Below are 17,550 nucleotides of genomic sequence, written 5' to 3'. Positions count from 1 at the left end.
ATGTGCACACTTGCCCTTCTCGGCACCGTTCTTTCCGTCGGCGGCGCGCTGGCCGAGGGCCAGCAGTCGAAGCAGATGGCCGACTATCAGGCCAAGGCCTATGAGCAGCAGGCGCAGGCGGATGCTCAAGCCGCCGCCTTCGAGCAAGGCCAGGAGCGCCACAAGCAGGACCTGCTGCAGGCGCAGGCGCGCGCCCAGGCCGGCGCGTCCGGCGTCGGCATAGCCGGCTCGCCGACCGAGGTGCTGGCGGCGAATGCCAGGCAGGGCCAGGCGGATCTCGGCGCGCTGCTGTACGGCTCGAAGCTGCGCCAGAACAATCTCAACAGCCAAGCCGCCATCTCGCGCTTCCAGGGCAAGCAGGCGGTGACGGCGTCAATCTTCAACGCCGGCAGCGCGCTCGTTGGCGGCCTCTCCAAAATCAACGACCCGACGAAAGCGGCAGCGTCAAGCGCTGCGGCCGCCGCTGTGCCGGGCCGCTCCGTGATCTTCGACAGTGCGGCCCTCAGGGCTCCGTGGGCGGGGAACACCTAGATGGTACACATCATCCCCCTTTCCGTCGGCCAGCGCCGGCTCGATACCGGCAACGCCGTGCAATATCCCCAGGGGTCGCCGATCGGCGGCGCCATGCAAGGTTTCGGCGACCACCTTTCCGCTCTTGCCGAACGCTACCAGCAGATGAAGGACCAGCAGGACGCGTTCGACGCCGAGCTGGCGCGTCGCGGCTTCGACGCGCGGATCGCGCAGGCCGAAGATGAAGTGGCGGCGAACGCGCCGGCGGATGGCGCAGGCATGCATGAAGCCATGTATGGCGAGGTCGACCTGCGCGCCGGCCGGGTGGTGAAACCAGGCCTGTACGATACGCTGTTCGACGATGCGAAACGGACGATGCCCGAAAGCCAGCGCGCCGCTTTCGCAGGTCAGAAGGAAAACAAGCGCGTCGTTGGCGCATACCGCATGGCGCTGCGGCAAAAGACCAAACGCGACGACTACGAGAAGGCCACCGTCGACACGACACTGACGACCAATGCCATCGCCATCGCAAAAGGCGACCCGAACGACACCGCGACCTTCGAGGCGATCCGGCAGAGCGGGCTCGACCTGATCGCCAAGATCGGCAACCCGCTTGCCAGGCAAGCGGCGGAAGCCGCCTGGCGCACCAACTCGGCCAAGGCGCTGGTTCAGGCGATGATCGCCACGGACCCGAAGCGCGCGCTGGAAATGTTCGGCGGCGCAGCGGCCGCCGGCGGCGAGACCGCTGGCGATAGCGCGCAGGCTGCGGGCAACTCCTTTGTGGACGGCCCAAGGATGGCGCCCGGGAAAGAAGACCGCGTCGGCACGCAGACGCCGGATGACCGCATCGCGCAGGCGTTCAGGGACGATCTTCCGCAGGAGGAACAGGATGCGCTGGCCTTAAAGGCAAAGGTCGCAAAATTCAGGCAGGACATCCAGACGCGCGTCGAGATCGGTCGCGCCGAGAGGGAAGCGCCGGACGAGATAGCACGCACGGGCGCCTACTCCGGCGCAATGCCGGGCAAGGACGCCTACAGGACCATCTATGGCCTCGATGAGGGCGACAGGCGCCGGCAGGGTCTCGAATGGCGTACCAATGTCGGCAAGAAGATTTTCGACATGGCGACCATGTCGAACCAGGAGATCAATGCCGCCGTTGTCAGTGCCGAGCCGGGGCCGAACGCTTCACCGGCGGATCAGGCGGGCCACGATTCAACCGCTGCCGCGGCAAATCTGGTCCTGGAAAGGAGGCGAGTCTATCCAGGTGACTATGTCGATGGATTGTCTTCAGAAATCTCGGAGGGTTGGAAAGCCGTATTTGGCACTGGGCCCTCTGATTCAGAGGCTTTCGACCAAGATACTTACGACAAAACACTAGCCTTGTCTGTCGCCCAGCAAAATGCATTGGGCATCGCTGATGAAAATCTCCAACCCGTGCCGTTCTCTTTTCTCCTCAAGCTTGCCGAGCAGCGCGACAGCGGAAGCATGTACTTCATGGACAACTACGCGAAGGCGAGCGAGTTGTTCGCGCGCACGAAGGGTCCTGTCGCACGAGCAGCTTTGGTTCGGGAATTGGATGAGGCCGGCCTGGGCGGGATTCTTCCTGGCGGCAAGCCTGGCCTTTCGGCGATCGAGGTATTTCGATCGGAGGCCAGAGGCCTTGGCAAGGCAGGTGCGAATGCGGGGATATTCGCAGGCAAAATGATGAAGGGGATTGGCTACGGGGCTTCCCTTGGAACAAGCGATCCTCCCGATTTCAGCCAAGGCTACTTCGAGCCTTCGAACAATGCCGAGAAGGTGATGATGCGTCAGGGAAATGACGCATTGAGCTGGGCGATACCTGGGCCGGGCATTGGGCGAGCTGCTGTTGCCGCGAAAGGGATACCTCGCACACTTGAGCCGTTGAGTGCCATGGCGTCGGGGCGCGCCGAAGGTCTCATCGCCAAAGAGCTTCCCGGTGAGTTGTCTAAGGAAGGCGCGGGACTCGTCGAAGGTGGCAGCGGACACCCGGCCGTCGCTCTCGATCTCCCCTCGGGCAGTTTCTCAATGTCAGATTGGGCAGATTATCCGATAGCGGTTGTGCCCAAGCCAGATGGATTATTCATACGGCTAGAAGGTACACAGCAAAAGCTGCTAGAAAAGCGGCTGATAAGGCCAATCGCATTATCCGCCAAGAGCGAGGCCTTGTCGGCCAGCCCGTGGATGTGCATGAAATTAAGCCAGTGAAGTTTGGCGGGAGTCCGACCGATCCGTCCAACAAGGTCATTCTGCCCCGAGAAGTTCATCAGCAGCAGGTTACGCCCTGGTGGAACAAATTACTAAAAGACATTGGAGAATAGCAGTGGGATATGCACTAACTAAGGGACGTTTCGACCCACCGGCTCAAGCTGCAGTTGTCGATGGCCTGCCCGCAAGCCTGGGAGTGACGTTGCCGAAGGATTACGCCAATTTCCTTAGGGAGCACAATGGAGGTGAAGGCTTCATCGGCGACAGCTATATAATTTTTTTCAAGGCTGAAGAGTTGGTAGACTTCAATCGAGAATATGAGGTTGAGAAATACGCACCAGGCATCCTCTTGTTTGCGTCGAATGGAGGAGGGGAAGCCTATGGCTTCGACACCCACGATGTGGAAATGCCGATCGTGCGCATCCCATTCATATTTATGGAACGGCAATCCGCCGAGACGATAGCGCGTGACCTCGCCGGTCTATTCGCTGCGTTGGAGGACTTGAAATGAGCGTCCAAGGTACAGATTCGCGTTCCAAAGGCATGGAATTGTTCGAGATCAAACCGGTAGCGGTTGGCGGCGATCCAGTTAGCATGGAGAACAAGATCTGGTTGACCAGGCAAGAGCATTTTCAAGTGGTGCGCTTTTGGAATCGAACTATCGAAGTTCAGCGTAAGGCGGCACTGGAAAAGGCGGGACGAAACGGGGAATAGAGTGCAAGGAGCACGAGCCATGACCAGCGTCGGACGATCATTTGCAAATCCACCGAACCGCCGGCGCAAGCAACTCGTCCCTAGATCCCAACATAATAATGGTACCATCTTCCAGGAGGTTTTGCATCCGAATCGTGGCGGAGGGTTTCTCTTTTGGGGCAAGTAGGCAGGCTGATAGACATAGTTGCAAGGCTGTCGGAGTTTGACGAGTACGACACGATTTATGCGTCGGAGCCTTGGACCGAGGATTCCGATGCGATGGTTGCTACCGGGCTGGACACGGGAAGATCGCCACCGGAGGCCGTCGAAGCCGGTTTGGAATATTTTCTTGAGATACATATCCGTCGAGAAGTCATCGAGGGTTGGCTTGCCTCAATAAAAGAAAAACCTAGCCTAGCGGGGGTTTGTCAAAGGCTTATCGAATACGCCATCAATGACGCATAGGAGAGATAGAGTGGAACATAACCCGCGCTATGACGGAAAGCCGCTGCTTAAACTATTGGAATTTTATGTTTTGTGGGTAATTGGTGAGCTGCCCGAAGAGGTGGATAAATCCTTGAAGGCGATAGCTCCCAAACTGCACACTCTCTATGGCGGCGATGGACAGTGGCAGGGCGCAATTGCCGCATCTGTTCATCTTTCCGAGGAATACCGGCGGAAATCCGGGGTCTATGGGCGAGGAACCTCGAAATTGCTCGCGACAACGACGTAACGCTTTCGCCTCAGAAATTTGCCGAGATGTTCGTAGATGAAAATTTCGAGAATGATGGATTACGGTGACAGCGTATTTCTAGAGGTCCGCACCAGTGCGAGGTAGAGCGAAAGCTCTAAAGCTGACAAATTGAAAAGAGTGCACTGTCACCGTAATTCCGAAGCATTGAGACGCATGATTCAGCTGGACAGCCTGATCGTGGGCGTTGGAGGAACTGCCGGGTTATACTTGTCCAGCGGACAAAGTGGCTCCAGTATGGACGGACCCGTTGAGAAGAACAGCAATGTCTATTAGATTCGCTGCGCTGGCGCCCACTTACATCTGAAGGGCTGGCCAGCGGTCACCTTGAAAATCGCATGGGACGGCGGCCTTGGCTCGCCGCAATGAACATGGGCAGGAAGATACTTCTCGGTGGAACGTTTCCTATGACGACGACATCGAACTGAACAAGCGGCGGCAACACCCGACCATAGCCTGGTTGTGGCGGCTGGAGACATGTGATCCTTCGGAAAGGCCAGAGCTACTGGCCAAATACGAAGAATGGAATCAACTCCACGAAGAGAAAAAGCGGAATGCCAAGGGTTGGGAACACCGCAGCTTTTACCCCTTGCTGGACTTTGATGACATCGGTCGCACAGTCATGCAGAGGGCGACGCCGAGGCAATGGCGCTGAGGATCGAGCTTGGGCTGCCGGCTGAACCGGAGAAAGTGCCGACCGAAGAAGAGCGTATTCTGGCCGAGGCCGGGGATGGCTATGTGACGCCTGCGCAGCGCAAGCGGCTGCGCTACCTGCGCAAGCACCCTGAGGAGGGGTGATGCGCCGCGTCTAACTCTTCGGCCTTCATCACAGCGCTGATCGTCGCGCACCAAATTGGAACTTCTTTCAAGCCTCGCTTTCGCGGGGCTTTTTTCATGGAGCAAGCCTTATGGCCCGACCTGCAACTGCCGCCGTTCGCCTGTTGACCGGCGAGCGTGAACCCGTGCGCCTGGCGACGACGGGCAACATCACCCTTTACGGCCTGCAGACCATCGACGGCGTGCCGGCCGAGGTCGGCGACCGCGTGCTGGTCAAGAACCAGGCCGACGCCCGCGACAACGGCATTTATTCCGCCAGCGAAGGCGCATGGTTCCGCGCCGCCGATGCCCGCACGGCCCGCACCTTGCAGAAGGGCACGACGGTGCATGTGCAGCAGGGGGCGGTCTCGGCAGACTTCGTCTATGTTTTCGAAACGTTCGATCCGGTGATCGGCACCGACGCGGTCACGATCGCCTTTTACCTGTCGGAGGACACGCTGGGCGATGCGGTGGGCGCGGCCAGCGCTGCTGCCGCCAGCGCCGCTGCGGCGCTCACCTCGAAGAACGCTGCCGCCACCAGCGCCACCAATGCCGGCACCTCGGCCGGCGCCGCCGCAGGTTCGGCCACGGCCGCCGCCGGCTCCGCCACAACAGCCGCGACCAGCGCCACCAATGCAGGCAATTCGGCAACGGCGGCTTCCGGCTCGGCATCGGGCGCGGCGACCAGCGCCACCAACGCAGGCAACTCGGCTACGGCTGCAGCCGGTTCGGCGAGCGCTGCCTTGGGCTCGGCAACCGCGGCTTCCACCTCAGCCACCAATGCCGCGACCTCCGCTTCCAATGCGGCGGCCAGCGCTGCGGCGGCATCAACCTCGGTGGCGGCGCTCGGCTACACCTTTTCCACGACCACAGCCGACGCCGATCCGGGCAACGGCACCTTGCGGCTGAACAATGCGAGCGCCGCGTTGGTGACCGCGGCCTATATCGATAATCTCGATGCCGGCGGCGCCACCGTGAGTGGCATCCTCGATGGCTTTGATGACAGCACGAACCCCATCAAGGGCCAGTTGACCCTGCGCTCGAAAGCCTCCACCGCTATCTCCTATGTCTACAACGTTAGTGGCGCGGTGGTGGATGGTAGCGGCTATCGCAAACTGACGCTCGCCTATGTCAGCGGCGCCGGCACTTTGCCGACGGTGGCCAACAGCATCTGGCTGATGTTCGACCGTGCCGGCGACAGAGGCGCCGACGGGACGGGAGTAGGAGATTTTTTGGGGCCTGCGTCTTCGGCAACCGACAATATTGTCACTTTCGCGGGCACCACGGGCAAGGTGGGGAAGGATAGTGGGATCGCGGTGTCCAGCCTGGCGCCGAAGGCCAGCCCGACATTTACCGGGACGCCAACGGGGCCGACCGCAGCGCCTGGAACGAATACCACGCAATTGGCTACAACGGGGTTCGTCAAGGCTGGGTTTGATCTGAAACTTGATAGCCGACCCAACCTTGGTGTCGTCGCGCAGACGATCACCGATTGGAACAACGCCCTGGACAACGGCTGGTATATGGCCTCGGCGGCGGCTAATGCGCCAGACGGCGTAAATTGGTTCCTGGGGTTTGTGGAAGCGCACGGAAGCACTGGCTACCGGACGCAGACGGTGCATGATTTCGTCAACGACACTACGGCGGCAGACCAAAAGCTATGGCGGCGCAGGCAGGCTGGCGGTGCCTGGGGAGGATGGATCAAGCTGCAATGGTCGCAGGCCGAACAGGATGCACGCTATGTCCAGTCGTCCACGGCGTTGCTTCAGAAGTTTTATGAAAGCGCGCAGCAGACCATCACGAATGCCGGATCACTGACGCTAGCGCATGGACTCGGCGTCAAGCCAAAAAACTACTTTGCCGTGCTGCAATGCACTACGGCAGATGCCGGGTATTCCATTGGAGACGAAGTACTGGCTAATCCGGGCGGCGGTACAGGCAACAAAGGTCTATCGCTGGTCCCGGACGCCACCAACATCAATGTGCGGTTTTCGTCCACCGCTGTTGATATCACCGCCAAAGGCACCGGCGCAGGCACCACAATTACCAACAGTAGCTGGAGGCTCGTCGTGCGAGCGTGGGCCTAATTATTAGCGGCTTCTCTCCTGGCCTGCAGCAGATCCTGCTGAGCGCAGTATTTCTCGTAGGGCGACCCCGTATACCGGGAAATGTATATGTCTACGCTTACCGATACAGGCAAAACAGCCAAAAAGAAGCCGCCTGTCGATAGCAGCCATCCGGCACCGCAACATAGGCGCCAAGAGCGACAAGTGCCACCAGTCCAATTTGCAGGGATTGATACCGGTACAGAAGCCACATCTAAAAAGCCCTTTCCAATTTTGAGGCGACACCATGACAAATACTCGTTGACGGCAATGGCGCCTATCTCGGCGGCTTTGATGGTGAAGACCTCGAGCTTCCTGAAAATGGCATCGAAGTGCCTGAAGCCCCGGAAGATGCGCGTCAAATATGGGATGGCTAGGCTTGGAGTGCTGCCCCGGCAGTCCGCCACATTGTGCTGAAATCCATAGTGCAAGCCCGCATCATCGGCGGCGGCAAGATGCCGCAGGCCTATGGCATGCTCACCGGCAACCCGATCTATTTTTCGCCCGCTGGTTCGCTCCGGACGATCCCTCTCTCTACAGCGACGATCCTGATGCTGCGAACTTGGTCCGAGCGCTCGGGCTCGATCCGGCGGTAATCCTCGCCCCTAGCTCACAACCCCAAAAGAGGCACAAAATGAACCGCAACTTCGCGCGGGCGCTTGCGCTCGTCCTCAAATCCGAAGGTGGCTGGTCCGACAATCCGGCCGATCCCGGCGGCGCAACCATGAAGGGCGTGACGCTGGCCAATTTCCGCCGCTACGTGAAGGCGGATGCGACGAAGGACGACCTTCGCCATATCACGGATGCTCAGGTGGCGACGGTCTATCGCCGCTTCTATTGGGATGCCGCTGCGGGCGCCGAGCTTCCCGGTGGTGTCGACTATGCCGTCTTCGACTTCGCCGTGAACAGTGGGCCGGGCAGGGCGGCTAAATATCTGCAGGCGGCAGTTGGCACCGCACAGGACGGCAGGATCGGCCCGGCCACGCTCAAAGCTGTGGGCGCCAGGCCACCGGGCGCAGTCATCGACGATCTTTGCGATGCCCGCCTGGCATTCCTGCGGCGGCTGCCGACCTGGCCGGTTTTCGGCAAGGGTTGGAGCGATCGCATCAGGTCGGTCCGTTCCCAGGCGCTGTTGATGTCGGCACTACAGCCCGCTCCGGCACCTTTGCCGGGCCCCCGACCCAGCCATCAGCGCTCTCGCCGAAGCCCGGCAGTGCGATGCCGCCGGTGTCTACCGGCGGGCGCGTCAGCCCCGTCGAACGCCTGCCGTTCTGGCGTGCGCTGCTTCAAATCCTGAAATCGATTTTCGCAAGGAGTTCGACATGATCGCCGTCTTCATCCGCATCGGCTTGCGTTACGGCGCCGGTGTTCTGGTCGCGCGTGGCCTGCTCGGCGCCGACGACGCGGCGGCATTTTCTTCCGACCCCGACACTCAAGCTGGTCTGGAGATCGCCGCCGGTCTCGCCATCGCCTCGGTCACCGAGACCTGGCACTGGCTGGCCCGCAAATCCGGCTGGGAGCACTGACATGGAAGGGTTTCAACAACTGATCATCGCCTATCTCGAAGCCGCGCAACCCTATGCTATCGGCTTTGCCGCCGGGCTTGTCGCCGGGTGGCTGCTGTGAGCGCGCTCCTCGCCGTCCTGCTTGGCAACAAAGTGCTGCTGGGCTTCCTGGCATCGGCCATCGCCGCCCTTTGCTGGGGCGCTCACCAGCGGCTGGCCGGCGCCTGGGCCGAGCGCGGCAAACTGGCGGCCGCTGAGGCCGCGGCGCGCGCGGTCGCTGAGCAGGTGCAGAACGACGTCGGCGCACTGCCGGCGGACGCTGTTCGAAAGGAGCTGAAATCATGGGCAAGGGACTGATGCTTGCGCTGCTTGTGGCGCTTGCCGGGTGCACGACTGCTTCGGGCGGCTTCTGCGCGATTTCGAGCCCGCTGCGCCTGTCGGCCGAAGCCGTCGACGTCCTGTCGGACGCCGAGGCGAGAGCGCTCTTGGCGCACAACCGCAAGGGACAAAAGCTCTGCGGATGGAGGCCTTAGCCGATGCACGACCTCTTCGACATGCTCGGCATCAAGGGGCCGGTCGTCGCCGCCGGGCTAGCTGGCGGCGTGCTGCGAGCACTGTCGCGCCATCGCTACAAGCTGCGCGAGATGATTGCCTCGCCGATCTGCGGGGCGCTGGCGGCTGCGTATCTGACGCTGCCTGCCGTCGCCTGGTTCAGGGCAACCGGCATGCCTATCCCCGATCCGGCCGACGACACCACGACGCTCGCCGCCGCCTTTTTGATCGGCGTCTCGGCCATGTGGATTTCCGACATCGTCTTCGAGGTCATCGTGCGGCGGTTCGGCTCGGCCGGCAACGAGTGATGCACTTGAGATGCTGGAAGAAGCCAGCGACAATGCCTACCTAAGGAGCAATCCAATGGAGGTATGATATGGCGACGTCCACCGAACGTGCAGTCCTTGCCGGCGGCTGTTTCTGGGGCATGCAGGATTTGATCCGGCGCTATCCCGGCGTGATCTCTACCCGCGTCGGCTATAGCGGTGGCGATGTGCCCAACGCCACGTATCGCAACCACGGCAGCCATGCCGAAGCCATCGAGATCGTTTTCGATCCGGCCAGGATTAGCTTTCGCACATTGCTCGAATCCTTTTTCCAGATCCACGATCCGACCACCAGGAACCGCCAGGGCAACGATGTCGGAATGAGCTATCGCTCTGCGATCTTCTACACCAGCGACGAGCAGAAGCGCGTCGCCGAAGACACCATCGCCGATGTCGATGCCTCTGGACTGTGGCCGGGCAAGGTCGTCACCGAGCTTGCGCCGGTGGGCGATTTCTGGGAGGCGGAGCCAGAGCATCAGGACTATCTCGAGAAATACCCCAACGGCTATACCTGCCACTTTGTCAGGCCGGGCTGGAAGCTTCCGGTCCGCGAAAAGGCTGTTTCGTAACGCAGCCGCTATCGTCTGCTTATCTGGCGGTCGAACTATTCTTCCGCGCGATCGGTATGCCGGCCGCCTTGTTGAGGTGGCCGTGCTCGGGCTGCCCATAGATGAACGCGCCGTGGACGGGTTTGCCGTCGACCTCAGAGCCTGAGAACGCGACGGCCTCGATCTTCTTTGTTCCGGTCAGGCTCTGGTTTCGAAGATAGGCGAAGGTTCGCACCGCTTCTCCGACAATTCGATCGAGAAACGGTTTTGGCCGCCTCCCGGGCCGTCGCACGAGGCTTGGAAAGCGCTCTCGTCCCGAAACAAAATGGTGCTGTGCGCAAAGCGCCGGCATGATCTGATAGATTCGGTTGAGCGAGCAGGTCATGAATCCTGGGTGAAAAAGAACGAAGTCGACCTCTCCTCTCAGATGCATGGTCCTGCGCAGCAATCTTTGCGCTGCCGATCTGGAGATGACATAGCCTGCGGCGCCCGCGTGCAGGCCATAAAGTCTGGCAAGCGAAAACCCATCATCGAGAGCGACTTCCTTGCGTCCGACCCTCACTTTGGCAAAATGCGTTTCCAGCTTGATCACATCGGCATCGCGCGGCACCCATCGATCGGAAGCAAGCAGCGAGCCGGCGCCCGCGCCGAAAACGACGTCGTCCTCGAAAACCGCGCCATATTGATCCGCGCCGTTCGCAACGATCTCCCAACACGAGCGGTGGCTCAGGAAACAGCAAACCTCAGCAGCGCTTAGCGGGCTTTTGGCGACAGAGCAGCAATCGGGGCAATCGATGGCGGAGACACGCTCAAATGGTACTCCGATCCGGCCGAACTCGGACGCGACATGCGCCAGCCGATCGCGAGAACGATCAAGATTGATCACCAGACACCTCATCAGCGCCCCCTTGTCCGGTGATCAGTGAATATCACGTTCCCGTGATTGCACAAAATTTGCTTACGTGCGGGGCAGTGGGTAGCGGCGTACGGTGCCGCCGGTTGGTTTTGGAGGTTGGGTGGACATTGACGGCGTCCCCCGCGTGGCGCGAGCCTTTACCGTGCGCGCCTAGACGAGTCGCCCTAGAAGCCGAAGAATTGCCGACCGATCATGTATCCGAGCGCGACGACCACAAGGGGAAACAGGGCGGGCGTCAGCCCACCAAGAGCGGAGGTCTTTGGCTGTTGCCTGGAGATGGTCCTGGGTGCATTGCCGAGATTCTTGGTCACCCGGTATAGTAGCAAGCGCTGATTAACGATTCCGTAACCCGATCGAGGCCGCCGCGGCTTTTTGCGTTTCTGGCGCGACCTTGACAATGCCCAGCCCGTGACGCAACTGGGCCGTCTTTGAGAGCATTGTGAGGCAAGGTCAATGCGGGTGACGCTCGTTTTGAAGGGCGTAATACCCTGCCGAGGTTACGGTGGGATTCAGCGTCAGGTCGAATGGCTGGCCACGGAGATGGTTCGTCTCGGACACGAAGTCGTGGTGATCGCTGGCCCTGGCTCCAGCCACCCGCTCTTCGAAGTCCGGCACGCTTCGACCGATGCCGAATGCCGGGCAGCCATTCCGCGGGACACGCAAATCGTCCACACCCATAGTTGGCCCGTCGAGGTGCCATTTCCAACGCTGAATACGCAGCGCGGCTTTATGCCGGACCAGCCCATGCCAGTTGCAAACTGGAGCTTTATCAGCGCCAATCATGCCCGCCAGCATGGGCGCGAGACATTCGTCTACAATGGCTTTCCGGTGGACGCCTATCGTTTGTCGGCTGCAAAGGGCGACCGCCTGCTATTTCTCGCCGGCATTGCACGATCAAGCAAAGGCCTCAACCGCGCCGTCGATCTCGCCAAAAAATTCGATTTCGGTCTCGATATCGCCGGTGGCTCGCGTTGGAAACTGCTGGGCCGAAGTCAGACCCGCCGCGAAGGGTTGTTTTTCAAGAGCCTTGGCAGGCGATACCGTTTCCACGGAATCGTTGACGGCGAGCCGAAGCTTCGCCTTCTCGGCGAAGCGCGAGCCTTCCTCAACCCCATCGCCTGGGAGGAGCCGTTCGGCAACGCACCGGTCGAAGCCATGTTGTGCGGCACTCCGGTGCTGACGACGACGCGAGGCGCATTGCCCGAGACGGTCGATGCCGACAGCGGGCGCTTCTTTGAGACCGATGAAGAATTTGCGGCCGCTTTCGAGGCCGTCGCCGACCTTACGCCTCAGCAATGCCGCGAATCGGCCGCGACGAGATTTCCCATCCAAAAAGCGGCGCGCGGCTATCTGGATCTCTATGCCCGCATCCTTGACGGCGAAGCGCTTCCTTGACGACCGGCGATCCAATCCTCTTCGTCGGCTTCCCCGCGGTCGGCGACTTCGTCCGTTGCCATTCCGCCATCCAGATCATTGCCGCGCGATTTCCTGATCGCCCCATAGATGTCGTCACCTCGCCCGTTGCAGCGCCGCTGGCGCGCCTGATGCCGCATGTCAGGAAGGGCTGGGCGCTTGCCAAGCGTCATCAGCGCCCCGGTTTTGGCGAGCGCAGCCGCCTGGTTGGCGAGTTGCGCAAGGAAAATTACCGTACGGCCTATCTGATGACCAGCAGCACCAAGGCGGCGCTGATGGCGTTCATGGCCGGAATAGAGGAGCGCATCGGCTATCCGCAGGAGTTGCAATTCGGCCTCCTCAATCGCTTCCCCGCCGGCTGGTTGGCCCATCTATGGGCCTTCGGACCCCGCAAGACGCGGCTGTTCGAGGAAGTCTGCTCGATTGCCTCGCTTGGCGAAAAGCCGGCTGCGGGCGCAGAGTGGCCGGCGCCCCGGCTTGTGGTCGATCCGGCCGAACTGGACGAATGGCGCCAGCACAAGAAGATCGATGCCGACCGACCGGCACTGGCGCTCTATACTGCCGACATTGAGAATTTCCGCTCATGGCCCGTCGAGCGCTTCATTTCGATCGCCAGAGACCATCATGATCGCGGCTGGGCAATCTGGATTGTAGGCGGACCGCGCGAGCACGCCGGTGCCGCAAAAATCCGCGCCGCCATTCCTGAGGCAATCGACTTCACCTCGACCCCGTCGATTGCTGACGCGATGTGCCAAATCGCTGCGTCGACCATGTTCCTCGGGGTTGATGGCGGGATTTCCCACGCCGCCGCTGCCCTGAACGTCCCATGCGCGCTCATCTACGGGCTGAATCGCCCCTATGTGCATGGGCCCGTAAACAACCATGTTCGCTTTATCGAACCGCCGCTTTCGACGCCCAGCTGGGTCAAGGACACGCGCGGCGTCAGCGAAACTCGGGTGAGGGAGGTTCTGGCTGACCTCTCAGCCGGTATTGCCAACTGACCGGTGGCCTCGCCGGCCCCAAGCGTCTGATCAAACGCTCCGTGGGGGCAACCATCGCCCCGTTTCGGGTTTACCCCTTGGCACTACCCCTTGGCCCTGCGGTTTTCGGGCTCGTGATTGCCGACCCAGTGGGCACGGATGCGGTCGCTGGCTTCAAGGTAGGCCATGTCGATGAGGTAGGTCAGAAGCTTCTCGCCGTCGCCTTCGGCTTTCTGCCGAAGCTCCCGCAGTATCCCTTGCGCGAACTGCAGGTTCTCCATTTTGCTCGGCTGGTCCATCGGTGCCCCCCAATGTCTGCGCATGAACTTTGTGCTGACTATGCTTGCATGAAGATTGCCGTGAAGTGGATATTGCACGTGCGGACCGCGATCCTGCGAAGGCGCTGGCTGCATGAAAGCCGCCCCATCCGGATTCAAGATTCGCTACACTATGTGACGGAAAGAAAATAAACAAAGCGTTCTTTTGTACAAGACAGGAAGATTCCTTCAGTTCACACCACGAGATACTTGGACAGCATAGTTGACGTAACGATATTGCGTGGTCTTAAGCTCTCGTTTCCAAACAAAACGTAGCATCGTTGCAACCACAAGACGAATTCCAGCTGACCGGGGACGCTCCGTAGTCAATCGCCGGTTACAAACGGCATGGGTCTCAGCCCAGGGCTTTGGCCAATCCATCGTTCCACGGCAGCGCAGGCCGGATGATCTACCGCCCGCCTTGGCTTGACGCCAAGGCGGGCTTTTTTGCGTTTGGCTTCTACCGGGTGAAATGTTGTCGGACCCGGTCCTGTCGGCATCGGGCGGTTTCGAGAATGAATTTCCTGCCTGCCGGCTGTCTGCGCCGCTCGCGCTAGGCCGACTTGCGTTGCGGCAAGCTAGACGGCGTCTCGACACCGTCAGAAATCGGTTCGGCTGTCCGGTTTGTCGGCTCGTCATCGACTCGGTCGTGCTCGAATTGCCGGGCGGCAGGCAAGCGTTGCAACCAGTGCTCACGGCGATTGACCCAGAGTTCATAGCTGGGCTCCAGCCCTTCGGTGGGCACCTCATCGAGGCTGCCAATCGTCACTTCCACCTCATTCTCACGAACCAAAGGGACCCGGCCGCCGCAGGTGGGACAAAAACTTCTGTCGCCGTAGCTGCTGACGATACCCGTCGTTTCGAACGCCTCGAGCGGCCACACTGCAAACGCCGAAAAAGCCGACCCGCTAGCCTTGCGGCAGTCCTTGCAATGGCAAAGGCCAATCCGAAAGGGATCTCCCGTCACCGAAAACTGGATGCCGCCGCACAGGCAGCTGCCGCTCCGCCTTGTATCATTGGGCATGACCGCTCCTCCATCTGGTTGGGCATCACACCGCTACATCTTGCAGCGCCATGCGCACAATCAATTCACCCGCAGCGCAAGGGTTCCATGTCGCCTCGCGCAATGCATCGTCTGAACCCGGGAGCGCCACGGCAACGACCGCCGCAAGGCTGCTGGATATGTCAGTTCGGGAAATCGAACACCGGTTCCCGGCACCAATAGACACGGCACTGGCCATCACGTGTCGGAACGGAGGCAGCGACCGGCACCTCCGGCCAGTCGCACTCGTTGCCGTATTGGCCGACATAGCGATCGTAAGTATTCCGGCCGGTCGTCAACACCGCCGAGTGATGGCTCTGGATCAGGCGCTGCGTCTCCTCGCAGGTCATCGAACGCGTGTCGGGTCGGGCGTAGGCCGTGCTTGTTGCTGCAAACAACGCCGTTCCAATGATCCATGCCATTGTTTGGGATATCATGGCGATCCTTATCCTAAAATACGGCCAGGTATTTCAACAGCGAAATGATGCCGATAATGATGACAACGATCTGCGCGATCTGCCTCGTGCGGCCATCGAGTGGCAGACGCTGGATGAGATAGAGCACCAGGATGATCACCAGGAAAGTGATCAGAATGCCGATAAGTACCGATGAAGCCATGTGCCTCACTCCGTCTGGCTACGTCTGAGAAGAGTACGCAGCGGCAAACGCTCTGGCCATAGATTGGTTCCTGTCGATGCGAAGCCGCCGGCGCAACGTAAAGGCTGCGAAACAGCGTTCCGCGGCCTTTGAAGCTGGATGCCGATCAGGTCTGTTTGCCGTAATGGTTGTCGTTTGCCATCGGCGACACGGTTTCCAGGCGACTTGTTGCTGGGTCAGGCTGGGCTAACGGGAGAACCGCCCCGGGCTGACGAGGTTCCGACAAAAACGGCCGCATCACGTTCTACAACGAGGCCGCTGCCGACATTTGGGGGCATCGTCCGGTCTTGGCCGAGACCTGTGGTGCGGCTCGTGGAAACTCCGTCACCTCGATGGTCGGCCGATGGCGCATGCTGAGTGCCCGATGGCCGTTTCCATGGTTGAAGGACACGATATCACGTGGGACCAGGCCATTGCAGGCAGAGCGGCCGGACGGCGAACTTATTCCGTTTATAGCCCACCCACGCCTGCTCCGCGACGGATCGGGCGAAATTGTCGGCGCCATCAACAGCTGCTTGATCTGCGCACGCAAACGCAAGCCGACGAAGCCCGCATCCGGTCATCATTTCGATGATCTATGAGACGAGCAAATCGGCGGGCAGTCCGGCGACATTCCTCGAACAGGTGCGATAGCGCATCTCGGCGCTTTCGCAATCACACGATCTCCTGGTCGACGCCGAATGGCGCGGCGCCAGCATCGGCGACCTGCTCAAGGCGCAACTCAAAGCTTTCGCGGCGCAGGACCGTTTGTCGGTGGCCGGGCCTGTGATCACGCTTCGCCCGAATGCCGTGCAGTATCTCGGCATCGCTTTCCACGAAATGGCCACCAATTCCGCAAAGCATAGAGCACTTTCACGTCACGGCGGACGAGTCGAAATCGAATGGGATACGGCGCCGGCAACCGACGGCACCGATACCTTTAGCTTGATCTGGCGTGAATTGGGTGGGCCGAACCTGAGTGGGACGACGCGCCGCGGTTTTGGCTCCGTCGTGCTCAAGCGGGTTGCGCCACAAGCGCTTAGCGGCACCGGACAACTAAAATTTGGGGAACAAGGCGTTGTCTGGACGCTCAAGGCGCCGCTGCGCTCGGTCCAAATCTCTCTCGCGGATTTTTGTCGATTGAAAGAGCGGGTCGCGCCTTAGGACAATCCCAGCAGGGGACCGGTTTGGCCGCCTGTGGTGTCGGAATTGCCGATGCCAGGCAGTTCGTGCTTATCGTCGGCAAGCGAAGTCAATCTCCCCGCCTCGACGGAGGTCAGTCCGTCCAACTCCATCACCGCGCCGTAGAGTTGGGCCGTCTGCATCACAAGCCGCTCGACATCTTCAAGGGCGACGTTCTCGTCCAGGTTACGCAATCGTATGTCCTCGGCAACCACCGCAATATTGACCATTCCGCGCGAGCGCAGCGCGCCCAGGACCCGTGAATTGAGATCCTCCCGTAGCCGAGCCGAATATCCGTAGCGCATGGAAACCTTCCTTTCAGGAGCCGGTTGTCCCGTCGTGGTCAAGATGCGCCAACGACCTTCAGATGGCAAGAAGAATATAAAGTATTCTCAAGTAAATCAAGTAGTTAGCAGACTGCGCGGGTTGTGCTATCGGCGTGTCTTCCTCATCGTTGGTCTTGTATGTGAGTCGCCCATCAGCCTCTCTTGACGCGCTGCACGGGGACCCCTAGCTATACTGCAATTGAGACACATACTAACTCACCATATTTTTTGGTCTTGACGGTTGGAGGCGCGAATGGCCGAGCTGGAACGACCCGAGCGACTGCAGATCATGCTGACAGCCGAGGAATTGGCTGCCTTGGAAAACTGGCGCTTCGAAAAGCGCATGCCAAGCCGGTCCGCGGCGGTGCGGGAACTGCTGCGGCGCGGCCTGGATGCGGATGGATTCCTGACTGCGGGACAAGGAACTAAGTCTCAGGACTTTGGAATTCTGGGCAGCAGTGTGACTGGCGACGGCCAGTCGGGCGAGTAATTCGACGGCGGTTAGCCAACAATCGCTTTTCTGGAGTGCCGCTACCAATTTATTGCGGTGGCGGAAACGCAAAGCGGGTCGGCTCTCGGCAGGGTACTGGTCTCAGCAGGGTACTCTTGGCGTATGGTTGCAAAGCCCGCTCCGGTTCGCCGGAGCGGGCTTTTTGCGTTTTCCCGACAGGCAATAGTCGCGATCGCTTCAGACACGCTCAAGGTT

Annotated in this window: 25 protein-coding genes and 1 pseudogene; 20 read left to right on the top strand and 6 right to left on the bottom strand. The window is 60.4% G+C overall.

Annotated features, from left to right (window positions below):
• The 15 genes from NKI88_RS15030 (at window position 1) to msrA (ending at window position 10,053) form a co-directional block, all read left to right on the top strand.
• Window positions 1-531: a hypothetical protein gene (locus NKI88_RS15030; protein ID WP_352655897.1), complete on the top strand. Its 531-nt coding sequence runs from the start codon at window positions 1-3 to the stop codon at window positions 529-531.
• Window positions 532-2,736 carry a hypothetical protein gene (locus NKI88_RS15025; RefSeq protein WP_352655895.1) on the top strand — a complete coding sequence of 735 codons (2,205 nt, stop codon included), beginning with the start codon at window positions 532-534 and terminating at the stop codon, window positions 2,734-2,736. It abuts the gene before it with no gap.
• A gap of 115 nt (window positions 2,737-2,851) precedes the next feature.
• Window positions 2,852-3,247 (top strand): SMI1/KNR4 family protein, encoded by a 396-nt coding sequence (locus NKI88_RS15020; RefSeq protein WP_023735867.1) that lies wholly within the window; start codon window positions 2,852-2,854, stop codon window positions 3,245-3,247.
• On the top strand, window positions 3,244-3,450 hold the full coding sequence (locus tag NKI88_RS15015; protein ID WP_023734799.1) for a hypothetical protein: 207 nt from the start codon (window positions 3,244-3,246) through the stop codon (window positions 3,448-3,450). Before NKI88_RS15020 ends, NKI88_RS15015 begins: the two co-directional genes overlap by 4 nt.
• 454 nt (window positions 3,451-3,904) lie before the next feature.
• Entirely contained in the window at window positions 3,905-4,162 is a 258-nt protein-coding gene (locus NKI88_RS15010; protein ID WP_352655893.1) for a hypothetical protein, read from the top strand.
• Window positions 4,163-4,532: 370 nt separating this feature from the next.
• Window positions 4,533-4,835: a hypothetical protein gene (locus NKI88_RS15005; protein WP_023751136.1), complete on the top strand. Its 303-nt coding sequence runs from the start codon at window positions 4,533-4,535 to the stop codon at window positions 4,833-4,835.
• Window positions 4,826-4,978: a hypothetical protein gene (locus tag NKI88_RS15000; protein WP_023734801.1), complete on the top strand. Its 153-nt coding sequence runs from the start codon at window positions 4,826-4,828 to the stop codon at window positions 4,976-4,978. Before NKI88_RS15005 ends, NKI88_RS15000 begins: the two co-directional genes overlap by 10 nt.
• Before the next feature lie 110 nt (window positions 4,979-5,088).
• Window positions 5,089-7,083: a pyocin knob domain-containing protein gene (locus tag NKI88_RS14995; protein ID WP_352655891.1), complete on the top strand. Its 1,995-nt coding sequence runs from the start codon at window positions 5,089-5,091 to the stop codon at window positions 7,081-7,083.
• Between the two features lie 443 nt (window positions 7,084-7,526).
• Window positions 7,527-7,697 (top strand): hypothetical protein, encoded by a 171-nt coding sequence (locus tag NKI88_RS14990; protein ID WP_352655889.1) that lies wholly within the window; start codon window positions 7,527-7,529, stop codon window positions 7,695-7,697.
• Window positions 7,698-7,735: 38 nt separating this feature from the next.
• The gene (locus NKI88_RS14985; protein WP_352655887.1) at window positions 7,736-8,398 is read left to right on the top strand and encodes a glycoside hydrolase family 108 protein; all 663 of its coding nucleotides are present in this window, start codon (window positions 7,736-7,738) and stop codon (window positions 8,396-8,398) included.
• 25 nt (window positions 8,399-8,423) lie between these two features.
• The gene (locus tag NKI88_RS14980) at window positions 8,424-8,627 is read left to right on the top strand and encodes a Pam3-gp28 family putative phage holin (protein WP_023705678.1); all 204 of its coding nucleotides are present in this window, start codon (window positions 8,424-8,426) and stop codon (window positions 8,625-8,627) included.
• A 96-nt stretch (window positions 8,628-8,723) separates the two neighbouring features.
• Window positions 8,724-8,963, top strand: coding sequence for a hypothetical protein (locus NKI88_RS14975; protein ID WP_023705680.1), 240 nt, complete (start codon window positions 8,724-8,726; stop codon window positions 8,961-8,963).
• Window positions 8,948-9,139 (top strand): hypothetical protein, encoded by a 192-nt coding sequence (locus NKI88_RS14970; protein ID WP_023671459.1) that lies wholly within the window; start codon window positions 8,948-8,950, stop codon window positions 9,137-9,139. The genes NKI88_RS14975 and NKI88_RS14970 overlap by 16 nt, the downstream gene beginning before the upstream one ends.
• Before the next feature lie 3 nt (window positions 9,140-9,142).
• Window positions 9,143-9,466, top strand: a complete 324-nt coding sequence (locus NKI88_RS14965) for a hypothetical protein (RefSeq protein WP_023689880.1) — start codon at window positions 9,143-9,145, stop codon at window positions 9,464-9,466.
• 68 nt (window positions 9,467-9,534) lie between these two features.
• The gene (msrA, locus tag NKI88_RS14960) at window positions 9,535-10,053 is read left to right on the top strand and encodes a peptide-methionine (S)-S-oxide reductase MsrA (protein ID WP_023671461.1); all 519 of its coding nucleotides are present in this window, start codon (window positions 9,535-9,537) and stop codon (window positions 10,051-10,053) included.
• 19 nt (window positions 10,054-10,072) lie between these two features.
• Here msrA and NKI88_RS14955 read toward each other — a convergent pair whose 3' ends face one another.
• Entirely contained in the window at window positions 10,073-10,918 is an 846-nt protein-coding gene (locus NKI88_RS14955; protein WP_050587488.1) for a glycosyltransferase family 25 protein, read from the bottom strand.
• Between the two features lie 483 nt (window positions 10,919-11,401).
• Here NKI88_RS14955 and NKI88_RS14950 point away from each other — a divergent pair, with 483 nt between their 5' ends.
• Window positions 11,402-12,343 carry a glycosyltransferase gene (locus NKI88_RS14950; protein ID WP_023808296.1) on the top strand — a complete coding sequence of 314 codons (942 nt, stop codon included), beginning with the start codon at window positions 11,402-11,404 and terminating at the stop codon, window positions 12,341-12,343.
• Window positions 12,340-13,362, top strand: a complete 1,023-nt coding sequence (gene waaF, locus NKI88_RS14945; RefSeq protein ID WP_023671465.1) for a lipopolysaccharide heptosyltransferase II — start codon at window positions 12,340-12,342, stop codon at window positions 13,360-13,362. The genes NKI88_RS14950 and waaF overlap by 4 nt, the downstream gene beginning before the upstream one ends.
• Before the next feature lie 83 nt (window positions 13,363-13,445).
• Here waaF and NKI88_RS14940 read toward each other — a convergent pair whose 3' ends face one another.
• The 4 genes from NKI88_RS14940 to NKI88_RS14925 all read right to left on the bottom strand — a co-directional run bounded on the left by NKI88_RS14940 (window position 13,446) and on the right by NKI88_RS14925 (window position 15,318).
• A complete protein-coding gene (locus NKI88_RS14940; RefSeq protein ID WP_023705682.1) occupies window positions 13,446-13,640 on the bottom strand; it encodes a hypothetical protein in 195 nt (64 codons plus the stop codon).
• 571 nt (window positions 13,641-14,211) lie between these two features.
• Window positions 14,212-14,682 (bottom strand): GFA family protein, encoded by a 471-nt coding sequence (locus tag NKI88_RS14935; protein ID WP_023705683.1) that lies wholly within the window; start codon window positions 14,680-14,682, stop codon window positions 14,212-14,214.
• Between the two features lie 161 nt (window positions 14,683-14,843).
• Window positions 14,844-15,122: a hypothetical protein gene (locus NKI88_RS14930; RefSeq protein ID WP_352655883.1), complete on the bottom strand. Its 279-nt coding sequence runs from the start codon at window positions 15,120-15,122 to the stop codon at window positions 14,844-14,846.
• Between the two features lie 28 nt (window positions 15,123-15,150).
• The gene (locus NKI88_RS14925) at window positions 15,151-15,318 is read right to left on the bottom strand and encodes a Thivi_2564 family membrane protein (RefSeq protein ID WP_023671469.1); all 168 of its coding nucleotides are present in this window, start codon (window positions 15,316-15,318) and stop codon (window positions 15,151-15,153) included.
• 675 nt (window positions 15,319-15,993) lie between these two features.
• On the opposite strand from NKI88_RS14925, the pseudogene NKI88_RS14920 reads away from it, so the two are divergent.
• A pseudogene (locus tag NKI88_RS14920) lies at window positions 15,994-16,062 on the top strand (hypothetical protein); the annotation flags it as partial.
• A gap of 48 nt (window positions 16,063-16,110) precedes the next feature.
• Window positions 16,111-16,500 (top strand): sensor histidine kinase family protein, encoded by a 390-nt coding sequence (locus NKI88_RS14915; protein ID WP_352655881.1) that lies wholly within the window; start codon window positions 16,111-16,113, stop codon window positions 16,498-16,500.
• Here NKI88_RS14915 and NKI88_RS14910 read toward each other — a convergent pair.
• Entirely contained in the window at window positions 16,497-16,823 is a 327-nt protein-coding gene (locus NKI88_RS14910) for a hypothetical protein (RefSeq protein WP_352655879.1), read from the bottom strand. The two genes, NKI88_RS14915 and NKI88_RS14910, sit on opposite strands and share 4 nt — an antisense overlap.
• 274 nt (window positions 16,824-17,097) lie before the next feature.
• Between NKI88_RS14910 and NKI88_RS14905 the strand changes: the two genes are divergently transcribed.
• Window positions 17,098-17,334 carry a hypothetical protein gene (locus NKI88_RS14905; RefSeq protein WP_023671471.1) on the top strand — a complete coding sequence of 79 codons (237 nt, stop codon included), beginning with the start codon at window positions 17,098-17,100 and terminating at the stop codon, window positions 17,332-17,334.
• The last annotated feature ends 216 nt before the right edge of the window (window positions 17,335-17,550 follow it).

The sequence above is a fragment of the Mesorhizobium sp. M0317 genome (genome assembly GCF_040321555.1).
In the GTDB taxonomy this organism is placed as follows: Bacteria; Pseudomonadota; Alphaproteobacteria; order Rhizobiales; family Rhizobiaceae; genus Mesorhizobium.
The sequence above is the reverse complement of the archived record's forward strand: the minus strand, read 5'-3'. Positions and strand labels throughout refer to the sequence as shown.

Excerpts from the sequence above, each read along its gene's own strand:
- NKI88_RS15030 (WP_352655897.1), top strand. The coding sequence starts at position 1 with ATGTGCACACTTGCCCTTCTCGGCACCGTTCTTTCCGTCGGCGGCGCG.
- NKI88_RS14935 (WP_023705683.1), bottom strand. The coding sequence starts at position 14,682 with ATGCCCAATGATACAAGGCGGAGCGGCAGCTGCCTGTGCGGCGGCATC.
- NKI88_RS14980 (WP_023705678.1), top strand. The coding sequence starts at position 8,424 with ATGATCGCCGTCTTCATCCGCATCGGCTTGCGTTACGGCGCCGGTGTT.
- NKI88_RS14930 (WP_352655883.1), bottom strand. The coding sequence starts at position 15,122 with ATGGCATGGATCATTGGAACGGCGTTGTTTGCAGCAACAAGCACGGCC.
- NKI88_RS14965 (WP_023689880.1), top strand. The coding sequence starts at position 9,143 with ATGCACGACCTCTTCGACATGCTCGGCATCAAGGGGCCGGTCGTCGCC.
- NKI88_RS15015 (WP_023734799.1), top strand. The coding sequence starts at position 3,244 with ATGAGCGTCCAAGGTACAGATTCGCGTTCCAAAGGCATGGAATTGTTC.
- NKI88_RS14985 (WP_352655887.1), top strand. The coding sequence starts at position 7,736 with ATGAACCGCAACTTCGCGCGGGCGCTTGCGCTCGTCCTCAAATCCGAA.
- NKI88_RS14925 (WP_023671469.1), bottom strand. The coding sequence starts at position 15,318 with ATGGCTTCATCGGTACTTATCGGCATTCTGATCACTTTCCTGGTGATC.
- msrA (WP_023671461.1), top strand. The coding sequence starts at position 9,535 with ATGGCGACGTCCACCGAACGTGCAGTCCTTGCCGGCGGCTGTTTCTGG.
- NKI88_RS14970 (WP_023671459.1), top strand. The coding sequence starts at position 8,948 with ATGGGCAAGGGACTGATGCTTGCGCTGCTTGTGGCGCTTGCCGGGTGC.
- NKI88_RS14910 (WP_352655879.1), bottom strand. The coding sequence starts at position 16,823 with ATGCGCTACGGATATTCGGCTCGGCTACGGGAGGATCTCAATTCACGG.
- NKI88_RS15025 (WP_352655895.1), top strand. The coding sequence starts at position 532 with ATGGTACACATCATCCCCCTTTCCGTCGGCCAGCGCCGGCTCGATACC.
- NKI88_RS14905 (WP_023671471.1), top strand. The coding sequence starts at position 17,098 with ATGGCCGAGCTGGAACGACCCGAGCGACTGCAGATCATGCTGACAGCC.
- NKI88_RS14950 (WP_023808296.1), top strand. The coding sequence starts at position 11,402 with ATGCGGGTGACGCTCGTTTTGAAGGGCGTAATACCCTGCCGAGGTTAC.
- NKI88_RS14940 (WP_023705682.1), bottom strand. The coding sequence starts at position 13,640 with ATGGACCAGCCGAGCAAAATGGAGAACCTGCAGTTCGCGCAAGGGATA.
- NKI88_RS15000 (WP_023734801.1), top strand. The coding sequence starts at position 4,826 with ATGGCGCTGAGGATCGAGCTTGGGCTGCCGGCTGAACCGGAGAAAGTG.
- NKI88_RS14995 (WP_352655891.1), top strand. The coding sequence starts at position 5,089 with ATGGCCCGACCTGCAACTGCCGCCGTTCGCCTGTTGACCGGCGAGCGT.